The sequence below is a fragment of the Streptomyces sp. GQ60 genome (assembly GCF_059758875.1).
In genome coordinates, this window is record NZ_JCAXEG010000013.1 from 34261 (window position 1) to 46278 (window position 12018).

Here is a 12018-nt window from a genome sequence, read left to right on the forward strand (position 1 = left end):
GATATTCCGCCGACCGGCCCCGGTGTTACAGCTGCCTACGACACGGTGCGAACCGCCTCGCGCTTACGCGCGGGGCTTCTCGCGCATCTCGTACGTCGCGATGACGTCGTCGATCTTGATGTCGTTGAAGTTACCGAGGTTGATACCGCCCTCGAAGCCTTCGCGGATCTCGGTGACGTCGTCCTTGAAGCGGCGCAGACCGGAGATGGTGAGGCTCTCGGCGATGACCTTGCCATCGCGCAGGAGCCGCGCCTTGGTGTTGCGCTTGACCTCGCCGGACCGGATGAGGACACCGGCGATGTTGCCCAGCTTGGACGAGCGGAAGACCTCGCGGACCTCCGCCGTACCGAGCTCGACCTCTTCGTACTCCGGCTTGAGGAGACCCTTGAGAGCCGCCTCGATCTCCTCGATGGCCTGGTAGATCACCGAGTAGTAGCGGACGTCGACACCCTCGCGCTCCGCCATCTGCGCGGCACGGCCGGCCGCACGGACGTTGTAGCCGATGACGATGGCGTCGGAGCCCATCGCCAGGTTGATGTCGGACTCGGTGACCGCACCCACACCGCGGTGCAGGACGCGGATGTCGACCTCTTCGCCGACGTCGAGCTGGAGCAGCGAGGACTCGAGAGCCTCCACCGCACCGGACGCGTCGCCCTTGATGATGAGGTTGAGTTCCTGGACCAGGCCGGCCTTGAGGACCGAGTCGAGGTCTTCCAGGGACACCCGGCGGACGCGCTTGGCGAAGTTGGCGTTGCGCTCACGCGCAGCACGCTTCTCGGCGATCTGACGGGCGGTGCGGTCCTCGTCGACGACGAGGAAGTTGTCGCCGGCGCCGGGGACGTTGGTGAGACCCAGGACCAGGACGGGGGTCGCGGGACCCGCTTCCTCGACGTTGTTGCCCTTGTCGTCGAGCATGGCGCGCACTCGGCCGTAGGCGTCGCCCACGACCATCGTGTCGCCGACGCGGAGGGTACCGCGCTGGACGAGGACGGTGGCGACGGCACCGCGGCCGCGGTCGAGGTGGGACTCGATCGCAATACCCTGAGCGTCCTGCTCCGGGTTGGCGCGCAGGTCGAGCGAGGCGTCGGCGGTGAGGACGACGGCCTCGAGCAGGGAGTCGATGTTCAGACCCTGCTTGGCGGAGATGTCGACGAACATCGTGTCGCCGCCGTACTCCTCGGCGACCAGACCGAACTCGGTGAGCTGACCGCGCACCTTGACCGGGTCGGCACCCTCGACGTCGATCTTGTTGACCGCGACGACGATCGGAACGCCGGCGGCCTGGGCGTGGTTGAGCGCCTCGATCGTCTGCGGCATCACGCCGTCGTTGGCCGCGACCACGAGGATCGCGATGTCGGTCGACTTGGCACCACGGGCACGCATGGCGGTGAACGCCTCGTGACCGGGGGTGTCGATGAAGGTGATCTTGCGCTCTTCACCGTTGACCTCGGTGCCCACCTGGTAGGCACCGATGTGCTGGGTGATGCCACCGGCCTCGCCCGCAACGACGTTCGTCTTGCGGATGGCGTCGAGCAGTCGGGTCTTACCGTGGTCGACGTGACCCATGACGGTCACGACCGGCGGACGCGGCATGAGGAATTCCTCGCCGCCCTCGTCCTCGCCGAACTCGATGTCGAAGCCCTCGAGGAGCTCGCGGTCCTCTTCCTCCGGGCTGACGATCTGAACGACGTAGTTCATCTCGCCGGCCAGCATTTCGAGGGTCTCGTCGGAGACGGACTGCGTGGCGGTGACCATCTCGCCGAGGTTCATCATCACGGCGACGAGCGACGCCGGGTTGGCGTTGATCTTCTCCGCGAAGTCGGTGAGGGAGGCACCGCGGGACAGGCGAACGGTCTCGCCGTGACCACGCGGCAGCATGATGCCGCCGACCGACGGGGCCTGCATGGCCTCGTACTCCTGGCGACGCTGGCGCTTGGACTTGCGTCCACGACGCGCGGGACCACCGGGACGGCCGAAGGCACCCTGCGTGCCACCACGGGCATTGGGACCACCGGGACGCCCGGCGAAGCCGGGACGACCGCCACCACCGGCACCGGCCGGACCGCCGCCGAAGCCGCCACCACCGGGACGGGGACCGCCGAAGCCGCCGCCGCCACCCGGACGCGAGCCCGGACCGGCCGGACGACCGGCGAAGCCGCCGCCCGCGGGACGACCCGCGCCACCGGCACCGCCGGGACGGGGACCACCGGCACCGGGACCACGGCCACCGGGGCCGCCACCGGGACGGGGACCGGGACCACCGGCAGCGGGACGCTGCGGCATCATGCCCGGGTTGGGACGGTTACCACCGGGAGCACCACCGGGACGCGGGGCGCCGCCCTGCGGACGCGGCATGCCGCCCGGGGTCGGACGACCCGCACCGGCACCCTGGGGACGCGGAGCGCCGCCGGGGCCGCCCTGCGGACGGGGAGCGCCACCCTGGCGGTCACCGGCGCCGGGGGCACCGGGACGGGGAGCGCCGGCCGGACGGGGCGCCTGCGGGCGCGCCATGCCGGTGGAGCCACCAGAGGTGAAGGGGTTGTTGCCCGGACGGGGACCGGCCGGACGGGCGCCCTGCGGACGCGGAGCCTGCGGACCACCGGCGGAACCGCCGGCGGGACGCTCGGTGCGCGCCGGAGCGGCACCGGCCGGACGCGGGGCGCCGGGACGGGCGCCGGACTGGCCGCCCTGGGCCGGACGCTCCGGGCGCTGCTGCGCCGGACGCGGGCCGGGGGTCGCGCCGGGACCGGCGGGACGCTCGGTGCGCGCCGGAGCCGAGGCGGCCGGAGCCGCCGGGGGCGCGGAGAACTCGGTCGCCACGGGAGCCGCCGGAGCGGGCTTCGGGGCGGCCGGAGCCTTGGGACCCGGACGCGGGCCGCCGGGGGCGGCGGTCGGGGTCACCGGGGCGGGGGCGCTGACGGCCGGGGCCTCGGCAACGACCGGCTTGGGGGCCGGGGCGCCGGGCTTCGGGGCAGCGGGACGTGCAACAGCACCCGGGGTGGGAGCCCCGGGCTTGGCGGGGGCGGCCTTGCGGGGCTCACCCGGCTTCGCAGCGGACTTGCCGGCGTTGCCGCCGGGGACCTGCAAAGCATCGGTCAACTTGCGTACGACCGGCGCCTCGATCGTCGAGGACGCCGAACGGACGAACTCACCGAGTTCCTGGAGCTTGGCCATGACGACCTTGCTCTCAACTCCGAACTCCTTGGCGAGTTCGTATACCCGGACCTTAGCCACTTCGCTCCTTTTAGGTCCGGGTTACGCCGGACCGTGTCTACTTCATGCTCGTACTCATCGCGTACTCATCGAGGGGTGCTCATCGCAATCTCGACCTACTTCCAACTCGCGAGGTACCTGACCGCACGGTGATCCGTGCCGTACTACGTGCTTACGGTGTCGCCTCGGCCTCATCGGCCACGGCATTGTGCAGTTCCGCCGCGTCGAACGGTCCTGCGGACTTGAAGGCCCGGGAGAACGCCCTACGGCGGACAGCCTGGTCGAGGCAGACCACGGCGGGGTGCACGTAGGCACCCCGGCCGGGCAGCGTACCGCGAGGATCGGAGACACATTTGTCACCGACCGCCACGATGCGCAGCAGATCGCTCTTGGCCGCTCGCTCCCGACACCCCACACAGGTGCGTTCGGGGCATGCGCGGGCTTGCGTCCGGCCAGACACGCTTAAGTCTACCTCCCCGCACCGACCTCACCCCTTCGGGCGAAAAATCGAACGGATGTTGTCGTGATCACGAGTGCCGGGTCACGCCGCCGAAACCTCGGCGGCGGACAGCCGTGCACGTCGAGCAGGGCTCTTGTCGCCCCTGCCGTTCTTGTGTACCGCCTGAACAGCTCCGGGCGGTACAGGTTTTATTCCCCGCTGCGGTCGTCGCGCCGGTCGTCCCGGCGCTCGTCGCCCCGGTCGTCGCGGCGCTCGCCCCGGTCGCGGTCCTCGCCGTCCGAGGGCTGCTCGGTGTCGGAACGGATGTCGATGCGCCAGCCGGTCAGGCGAGCGGCGAGGCGGGCGTTCTGGCCCTCCTTGCCGATGGCCAGCGACAGCTGGTAGTCGGGCACGGTCACCCGCGCGGAGCGGGTGTCCCAGTCGACGACGTCGACCGCGCTCACCCGGGCGGGTGACAGGGCGTTGGCGACCATCTCCGCCGGGTCGTCCGACCAGTCGACGATGTCGATCTTCTCGCCGTGCAGCTCGGCCATCACGTTGCGCACGCGGCTGCCCATCGGGCCGATGCAGGCGCCCTTCGGGTTGAGGCCGGAGCGGTTGGCGCGCACGGCGATCTTGGTGCGGTGACCGGCCTCACGGGCGATCGCGCAGATCTCGACGCTGCCGTCGGCGATCTCCGGGACCTCCAGCGCGAACAGCTTCTTCACCAGGTTCGGGTGGGTGCGCGACAGGGTCACGGACGGACCGCGAACGCCCTTCGCCACCCGCACGACGTACGACTTAAGGCGCAGTCCGTGCGTGTACTCCTCGCCGGGGACCTGCTCCTGCACCGGCAGCATGGCCTCCATCTTGCCGATGTCGACGAGGACGTTCTTCGGGTCCTTGCCCTGCTGCACCACGCCGGTGATGACATCACCCTCGCGGCCCAGGAACTCGCCGAAGGTCAGGTCGTCCTCGGCGTCGCGCAGACGCTGCAGGATCACCTGCTTGGCGGTCGTCGCGGCGATGCGGCCGAAGTCCGACGGGGTGTCGTCGAACTCCTTGGCCTCCTGGCCCTCTTCCAGGTCCCTCGGGTCCTCGGTCGCCCACACGATCACGTGACCGTTGGTGCGGTCGAGCACGACGCGTGCGCGCCGGAAGCTTCCCTCGGTGCGGTGGTACGCGATGAGGAGGGCCGACTCGATCGCTTCGACGAGCAGGTCGAAGGAAATCTCCTTCTCCCGGACCAGACCCCGCAGGGCACTCATGTCGATGTCCACGACTACGCCTCCTCTTCCTTCTTGTCCTTGCGGTTGAACTCGATCTCGACACGCGCCTTGGCGATGTCGGTGAATACGATGCGGCGGGCGGTCGCCTTGCGGCCCTTCACGCCCGGGACTTCGAGGTCCATGCCCTCGTCGTCGACGTCGAGGATGCGGGCGATCACTTCCCCGCCGTCCGACGTCTGGAACTTCACGAGCCGGCCGATCGCCCGGATGTAGTGACGGTGCTCGGTCAGCGGGCGGTCCGCGCCCGGCGAGCTCACTTCGAGGACGTACTCGTCCTCACCCATCGTGTCGGTCTCGTCCAGCAGGTCCGAGACCTCGCGGCTCAGCTCGGCGCACGCGTCCAGCTCCACGCCTTCGTCGGAGTCCACGATGATGCGCAGCATCCGGCGCTTGCCCGCCTTGGACGTCTCGATCTCCTCGAGGTCCAGGCCCTTGGCGGCGACGAGCGGCTCCAGCAATGCGCGCAGCCTGTCGCTCTGGGTGGTGCTCATCCGGGTGACTCCTCGGCCGCGTGTGCTGTTGTGATTTCCGTCGTGCGTCAGGTCAAAGGGTATCCGGTCGCGGAGGGTGTTGCCGTCCGCGCTGTGGACGGGGCCCCGGGTACCGTGATCACACCCTGCCGGCCATCACCCCCAAGGACGTCTCCGTGCCCTCGATCCTGCCGTCGCGAAGAGGCCTGCTCGCCGGTGCCGCGGGCATCGCCGGAGCCGCGCTGCTCAGCGGTTGCTCCGACGAAGGGCCGCCCGCCGCGGCCCGCGAGGTTCCACTCGAACGGCGGATGCGCGAGACGGCCGTTCGTGAGAGCGAGGGGCTGCTGGAACGTTACGACGCCACGACCGCGGCCCATCCGGCCCTCGCGCAGCGCCTCGCACCGCTGCGCGCCTCGGTCGCGGCGCACACGGCGGCCCTCGCCGGCGAGGGGTCCGCGGCGTCCTCGTCCCCGCCCTCCCGCTCCGCGGCCCCGCCCTCGGCCTTGCCCTCGTCCGTCCCGTCCGGCGCCGCGGCCGCCGCTCCCCCCGCTCCCGGTGCCGTGCCGGTGCCCGCCGTGCCCGGCGACGCGCTGACCGCCCTCGCGGACGCCGAGCGGAGCCTGGCGGAGGCCCGGACGATCTCCCTGGCCGGCGCCCCCGGGGAGCTGGCCCGGATGCTCGCCTCCGTGGCGGCGTGCGGCCACGTGCACGCGTACCTGCTGACCTCGAACCCGGGAGCCTCCTCGTGACCCCCGCCCCCTCCCCCGCCGCGCAGGTCCTGGAGGCCGCGCAGGCCGCGCTCGCCGCGGAGCACGCGGCCGCGTACGGCTACGGCGTGATCGGGGCCCGGGCCTCGGCCGCCCGCTCCGCCGAGGCCCGCGAGGCGTACGGCGACCACCTCGCGCGGCGCGACGCGCTCGCCCGCACCGTGCGTGAGCTGGGCGGTTCCCCCCGCCCCTCGGAGGCCGCGTACACGCTGCCGTTCACCGTGCGCACGCCCGCCGACGCCGAGCGGCTGGCCGCCGGGATCGAGGACCGGGTGGCGGGCGCGTACTCCGATCTGGTGCGCGCCACCGAGGGCCAGTTGCGCCGCGAGGCGGCTGACGCGCTCAGCGCCGCGGCCGTGCGCGGGGCACGCTGGCGTGGTGTCGGCGTAGCCTTCCCTGGGCTCACGGAACGCGCGGACACACCGCCGGCCTAGCGCGCAAGCATGCGCGACGAGCCCGGGCACAGCTGAAAGGGACCACTCACGCATGGCTTTCGAACCGCCGCAGCGGCTCGTACGGGCGCTCGGCGAGCTGCCGGAATCGGCGCACGTCTCCGACTGGCTGGAGCAGCTCCCCCGGCTCGCGGAGGACGCGCTGGCCCGGCACGGGGTGCAGGCCCAGCGGGTGCAGGCCCCCGGCGGCCGCAGCAGCCTGGTCGTCCTCGTCCGGTACTCCGACGGGACCCCGGCCGCGCTGAAGCTGGCGCCGCCGGAGCTCCGGCCCGACCGGGAACTGGCCGCGCTGGCGCACTGGGGCGGCTTCGGGGCCGTACGGGTCCTCGACACGCGCCATCACGAGGAGGACGGGGCGCTGCTGCTGGAGCGGCTGCACCCCGAGGTCTCGCTGCGGTCGCTGCCGGAGGCGAAGGCGCTGCTGGAGGCCTGCGGCACGCTGCGCAGGCTGTGGGTGGCCCCGGCGCCGGGGCACGGCTGGGAGACGGTCGCCGAGCGGACCTCCGCGCAGGCCGAGGTGCTCCGCAAGGCTCCCCCGGAGGCGGCGGAGCTGGCCTCCGCGGCGCTCGCGGCCCGCGAGGAGCTGACGGCGGCGCCGGCCGAGGAGCTGCTGCTGCACGGGGCCTTCCGGCAGGGCAAGGTCCTCGCCGGCGAGCGGGCTCCGTGGCTGGCGGTGGGCCCGGACCCGATGGTCGGCGAGCGGGCGTACGACTTGGCGCGGCTGGTACGGGACCGGCTGGAGGACCAGATGGCCTCCTCGGCGGGGGCCTCGGGCGCCCGTCGGCGGGTGAACAAATTGGCCGACGCCCTGGAGGTGGACCGGGACCGGCTGCGCGGCTGGACCCTGTTCCGGGCCGTCGAATCGGGCAACCGGGCGCTGGCCGCCGGACGGCGGCGGGACGCGGAGCTGCTGCTGGAGTTCGCGGGCTGGTTGTAGGGCATAAGTCCCTTGGGGGGACCTGCCCGGCAGGAGGCCGCCATGCTCCAGGAACTGCTGACAGCCGGCGCCGTCGCGGGCGTCGGGATCGCGGCCTACGCGGGCGCCGCCGCCCGGGTGGTGAAGCAGTACGAGCGGGGCGTGGTCTTCCGCCTCGGCCGGCTGCGGGGCGGCGTCCGGGGGCCCGGCTTCACCTTCGTGGTCCCGGTCGTGGACCGGCTGCACAAGGTCAACATGCAGATCGTGACCATGCCGGTGCCCGCCCAGGAGGGGATCACGCGGGACAACGTCACGGTGCGGGTGGACGCGGTCGTGTACTTCAAGGTGGTGGACGCGGCCAACGCGATCATCGAGGTCGAGGACTACCGGTTCGCCGTCTCCCAGATGGCACAGACCTCGCTGCGGTCCATCATCGGCAAGTCCGACCTGGACGATCTGCTCTCCAACCGGGAGCAGCTCAACCAGGGCCTGGAGCTGATGATCGACAGTCCGGCCGTGGGCTGGGGCGTCCAGATCGACCGGGTGGAGATCAAGGACGTGTCGCTCCCGGAGACGATGAAGCGGTCGATGGCGCGGCAGGCGGAGGCCGACCGGGAGCGGCGGGCGCGGATCATCAACGCGGATGCGGAGCTCCAGGCGTCGAGGAAGCTGGCGGAGGCGGCGGAGGTCATGTCGGAGCAGCCCGCGGCGCTTCAGCTGCGCCTGCTCCAGACGGTCGTGGCCGTCGCGGCGGAGAAGAACTCCACCCTCGTCCTCCCGTTCCCGGTGGAACTCCTGCGCTTCCTGGAACGCGCGGCCCCTCCGCCTGCGGCGGCGCCTGCGAGCACCCCGGGCCCCGCTCCTGCGGACGCGCCTGCGCGCATCGGCCCTGCCCCCGCGGCGACGGCTGCGGATGCCGGGCTCGGCCCCCGGGCGGCGGACGAGCCCTGCCTGGACGGCTCCCCGCCCCCTCCGGAGCCGGACGAGCGCGGCTAGGCGCTGCGCGGAGCCGGGGAGCAGCCCCGCAGGGCTATGCGGAGCCGGTCAGGCGGGACAGCGCCTCCGGCAGGGGGAGTTCCTCGCGGGTCCCGGAGCGGCGGTCCTGGAGTTCCACCACTCCCTCGGCGGACCGGCGGCCCGCGACCAGGATCCACGGGACCCCGATGAGTTCCGCGTCCGTCAGCTTCACGCCGGGCGACAGGCCGGGCCGGTCGTCCAGGAGGACGCGGAGACCGGCCCCGGCCAGGGACTCCGCCGCCGACTCCGCGAGGGCGAGCGGCACCGCCTTGCCCGCCGCCACGACGTGGACGTCGGCCGGGGCGACCGCGGCGGGCCAGCACAGGCCCCGCTCGTCCGCCGTCTGCTCGGCCAGCGCGGCCACCGCGCGGGAGACCCCGATGCCGTACGAGCCCATCGTGACCCGGACCGGCTTGCCCTCCTTGCCGAGGACGTCGAGCCCGAACGCGTCCGCGTACTTCCGGCCGAGCTGGAAGATGTGCCCGATCTCGATGGCCCGGTCGAGCCGCAGCCCGGCGCCGCAGGCCGGGCAGGGGTCGCCCTCCTCGACGACGACCACGTCCAGGTACCGGTCCACCTCGAAGTCGCGGCCGCAGACGACGTTCCGGGCGTGCGTATCGGGCTTGTTGGCCCCCGTCACCCAGGAGGTGCCCGGCGCGACGCGGGGGTCGGCGAGGTAGCGGACCTTCTCCAGGCCCTGCGGGCCCACGTAGCCCCGTACGAGGTCGGGCCGGTCGGCGAAGTCCTCCGCCGTCACCAGCTCCACGACCGCAGGGGCCAGGTGCTCCCCGAGCTTGCCGAGGTCGACCTCGCGGTCGCCCGGTACGCCGACGGCGGTGATCTCGCCGTCCACCTTCACGAGGAGGTTCTTCAGCGTCGCCGAGGCCGGGACGCCCAGGTGCGCCGCCAGGGTCTCGATGGTCGGGGTGCCGGGGGTCGGGATCTCCTCCAGCGGGCCGTACTGCGCATCGGCCGGGGCCAGGGCGAAGGTCACCGCCTCCGTGTTGGCCGCGTAGCCGCAGGACGGGCAGTCCGCGAAGGTGTCCTCGCCGGCCGGGGCCGGTGCCAGGAACTCCTCCGACGCCGATCCGCCCATCGCGCCCGACACCGCCGACACCACCCGGTGGTCGAGGCCGAGCCGCTCGAAGATGCGTACGTAGGCCTCCCGGTGGAGCCGGTAGGCCTCCGCCAGGCCCTCGTCGGACACGTCGAAGGAGTACGAGTCCTTCATCTGGAACTCGCGGCCGCGCAGGACGCCCGAGCGGGGCCGCGCCTCGTCGCGGTACTTGGTCTGGATCTGGTACAGCATGACCGGCAGGTCCTTGTAGGACGTGCACTGGTCCTTGACCACCAGGGTGAAGATCTCCTCGTGGGTGGGGCCGAGCAGGTAGTCCGCGCCCTTGCGGTCCTTGAGCCGGAAGAGCAGGTCCCCGTACTCCGACCAGCGCCCGCTGACCTCGTACGGCTCCCTCGGCAGCAGCGCCGGGAGCAGCACTTCCTGCGCCCCGATCCCGTCCATCTCCTCGCGGACGATGCGCGAGACGTTGTCCAGGACCCGCTTGCCGAGCGGCAGCCAGCTCCACACCCCGGCGGAGCTGCGCCGGACGTAGCCGGCCCGGACCAGCAGGCGGTGGCTGAGGGTTTCCGCGTCGGCGGGGTCCTCGCGGAGGGTCTTGGCCATGAGGCGGGACATGCGCTGCACGTGTTGCGTTGACATGACGGGAGGCTACCGGGGCCCGCGGGGGCCGCGGAAACCGTTTGCGGGCCACGGGGTCGGGCCGTGCGGGGTCGGCGCGACCGGGGTCAGGGCCTGCGCAGCGGCAGCGGGGCGCCCATGACGGCGTACGGGAGGCTCGCGCTCGGGAAGAGGACCTGGCGGGCGAGGTCCGTGTAGCCGAGGGAGCGGTACAGGCCGCGGGCCGGGCTGTCGGTGTCGATCGCGGAGAGGATCGAGCGTTCCTCGGCTGCGGTGTCGGTGATCAGGGTGATGAGGGCGCGGCCGACGCCCTTTCCCTGGAACCCGGGGTGGACGTGGAGTTCGGTGATCACGAAGGAGTCGTCGAGCCAGCTGTCGTGGCCGCCGCTCCGCAGGTAGGGCTCGACGATGCCGGACCACCAGTGCGTGCGGTCGTTGGGCATGCCGTAGACGAACCCGGCGAGCACCCCGTCCTCGGTGAACGCGCCGAGCGCGCGGGCGCCGCGGCAGGTCATGTGGCGCTGGACGATGTAGCGCCGGATGCCGACCTCCTCCTCGCTGAGCCCGAAGGCCATGGCCTGCACGCGCAGGGCCTCGTCGACCCGGGCGGCGAGGTCGAGCGGCCCGATGCGCAGTCCGGCGGGCCGGCCGGGGTCTTCTCCCGCGGGGGTTGGCATCATGCGGCGACCTTACTGGCCGACCGCGGGGTCGAACAGGAAGATCGGAACAGCACGCTCAGAACAGCACGCTCATGAACGCGCCGACCTCGCGGAAGCCGACCCGGCGGTAGGAGGCGCGCGCGGCGGTGTTGAAGTCGTTGACGTACAGGCTGACCACGGGAGCCACGTCCCGGAGCGCGTACGCGACGACGGCGGCCATCCCGGTCTCGGAGTGCCCGCGGCCGCGGAACTCGGGGGCCACCCAGACGCCCTGGATCTGGCAGGCGCGGGAGGTCGCGGCGCCGATCTCGGCCTTGAAGACGACTTTGCCGTCCTCGATGCGGGCGAACGAACGGCCGCCGGCGACCAGCTCGGCGACCCGGGCCTGGTAGAGCAGGCCGCCGTCGCCGGTCATCGGGGAGATGCCGACCTCCTCGGTGAACATGGCCACGCAGGCGGGCATGATCATGTCCATCTCGTCCTTGCGGATGCGGCGGACCCGGGGGTCGGCGGTCACCGCGGTGGACGGCTGGTCCATGACCATGAGCGGCTGGCGGGAGCGGACGTCGCGGGCCGGGCCCCAGCTCGGCTCCAGGAGCTGCCAGAGCAGCCGGGTGGCCTCGGCGGGGCCGACGATGGAGGAGCAGCGGCGGCCGGTGCGCCGGGCGCGGTCGGCGAAGGCCCGTACCGCGTCGGGTTCGGCGCAGACGGGCACCAGGTTGGCGCCGGCGTAGCAGAGGGAGCGGAGCTCGCCGTCGGCGTACCAGCCCCACATCTCGCCGCCCAGGCGCCACGGGTCGAGCCCGGCGATCTGGACCCGGGAGGTGACGAAGGCGTTCTCGACCGGCTCGCGGCCGAGGATGTCGAGCGCGGCGTCAAGATCACTGGGCTCAAGGACCCGGGTGGTGGTCTGCGTCAACACTGGGGCCTCACCATGCAAGTCTGCTGATCTCCGCACTGTACCCGGACCGGCTCGGAGATGCCCCCGAGGCCCCTCGGGGGCACCTCCCGGCCGGTTCCGCCCGGGGCCCCGCATACCGGGGACCCGCATGGCGACGGGCCCGGGGCCGCACCTGCGGCCCCGGGCCCGTCACCGTCGT

11 protein-coding genes are annotated in these 12018 nt (G+C 72.6%); 4 read left to right on the plus strand and 7 right to left on the minus strand.

Annotated elements, in window-relative coordinates; translation table 11 throughout:
• Positions 1-63: 63 nt before the first annotated feature.
• From infB to rimP, 4 genes are all read right to left on the minus strand, one after another.
• Positions 64-3234, minus strand: a complete 3171-nt coding sequence (gene infB, locus AC6CKD_RS27485; RefSeq protein WP_498330832.1) for a translation initiation factor IF-2 — start codon at positions 3232-3234, stop codon at positions 64-66.
• 151 nt (positions 3235-3385) lie between these two features.
• On the minus strand, positions 3386-3673 hold the full coding sequence (locus AC6CKD_RS27490) for a YlxR family protein (protein WP_498330834.1): 288 nt from the start codon (positions 3671-3673) through the stop codon (positions 3386-3388).
• Between the two features lie 188 nt (positions 3674-3861).
• Positions 3862-4932, minus strand: coding sequence for a transcription termination factor NusA (gene nusA / locus AC6CKD_RS27495; protein WP_498330835.1), 1071 nt, complete (start codon positions 4930-4932; stop codon positions 3862-3864).
• A 2-nt stretch (positions 4933-4934) separates the two neighbouring features.
• Positions 4935-5432 carry a ribosome maturation factor RimP gene (gene rimP, locus AC6CKD_RS27500; RefSeq protein ID WP_498330836.1) on the minus strand — a complete coding sequence of 166 codons (498 nt, stop codon included), beginning with the start codon at positions 5430-5432 and terminating at the stop codon, positions 4935-4937.
• Between the two features lie 155 nt (positions 5433-5587).
• Here rimP and AC6CKD_RS27505 point away from each other — a divergent pair, with 155 nt between their 5' ends.
• Genes AC6CKD_RS27505 through AC6CKD_RS27520 form a run of 4 tightly spaced genes read left to right on the plus strand, consistent with a single transcriptional unit; the run spans position 5588 to position 8542 of the window.
• The gene (locus tag AC6CKD_RS27505) at positions 5588-6160 is read left to right on the plus strand and encodes a hypothetical protein (RefSeq protein WP_498330838.1); all 573 of its coding nucleotides are present in this window, start codon (positions 5588-5590) and stop codon (positions 6158-6160) included.
• Positions 6157-6612 (plus strand): ferritin-like domain-containing protein, encoded by a 456-nt coding sequence (locus tag AC6CKD_RS27510; protein WP_498330839.1) that lies wholly within the window; start codon positions 6157-6159, stop codon positions 6610-6612. The genes AC6CKD_RS27505 and AC6CKD_RS27510 overlap by 4 nt, the downstream gene beginning before the upstream one ends.
• A 52-nt stretch (positions 6613-6664) precedes the next feature.
• Positions 6665-7567: an aminoglycoside phosphotransferase family protein gene (locus tag AC6CKD_RS27515; protein WP_498330841.1), complete on the plus strand. Its 903-nt coding sequence runs from the start codon at positions 6665-6667 to the stop codon at positions 7565-7567.
• 42 nt (positions 7568-7609) lie between these two features.
• Positions 7610-8542: a slipin family protein gene (locus AC6CKD_RS27520; protein ID WP_498330842.1), complete on the plus strand. Its 933-nt coding sequence runs from the start codon at positions 7610-7612 to the stop codon at positions 8540-8542.
• A 34-nt stretch (positions 8543-8576) separates the two neighbouring features.
• Here AC6CKD_RS27520 and AC6CKD_RS27525 read toward each other — a convergent pair whose 3' ends face one another.
• The 3 genes from AC6CKD_RS27525 to AC6CKD_RS27535 all read right to left on the minus strand — a co-directional run bounded on the left by AC6CKD_RS27525 (position 8577) and on the right by AC6CKD_RS27535 (position 11840).
• Positions 8577-10280, minus strand: a complete 1704-nt coding sequence (locus AC6CKD_RS27525; RefSeq protein WP_498330844.1) for a proline--tRNA ligase — start codon at positions 10278-10280, stop codon at positions 8577-8579.
• 86 nt (positions 10281-10366) lie between these two features.
• Complete coding sequence (locus AC6CKD_RS27530; protein WP_498331015.1) at positions 10367-10936, minus strand: GNAT family N-acetyltransferase; 570 nt, start codon at positions 10934-10936, stop codon at positions 10367-10369.
• Between the two features lie 58 nt (positions 10937-10994).
• On the minus strand, positions 10995-11840 hold the full coding sequence (locus AC6CKD_RS27535) for a GNAT family N-acetyltransferase (protein ID WP_498330846.1): 846 nt from the start codon (positions 11838-11840) through the stop codon (positions 10995-10997).
• Between the last annotated feature and the right edge of the window lie 178 nt (positions 11841-12018).

What these genes read in the sequence shown, in the direction of transcription:
- rimP (WP_498330836.1), bottom strand. Translation starts at nt 5,432, where the DNA reads ATGAGCACCACCCAGAGCGACAGGCTGCGCGCATTGCTGGAGCCGCTC.
- AC6CKD_RS27515 (WP_498330841.1), top strand. Translation starts at nt 6,665, where the DNA reads ATGGCTTTCGAACCGCCGCAGCGGCTCGTACGGGCGCTCGGCGAGCTG.
- AC6CKD_RS27520 (WP_498330842.1), top strand. Translation starts at nt 7,610, where the DNA reads ATGCTCCAGGAACTGCTGACAGCCGGCGCCGTCGCGGGCGTCGGGATC.
- AC6CKD_RS27525 (WP_498330844.1), bottom strand. Translation starts at nt 10,280, where the DNA reads ATGTCAACGCAACACGTGCAGCGCATGTCCCGCCTCATGGCCAAGACC.
- AC6CKD_RS27530 (WP_498331015.1), bottom strand. Translation starts at nt 10,936, where the DNA reads ATGCCAACCCCCGCGGGAGAAGACCCCGGCCGGCCCGCCGGACTGCGC.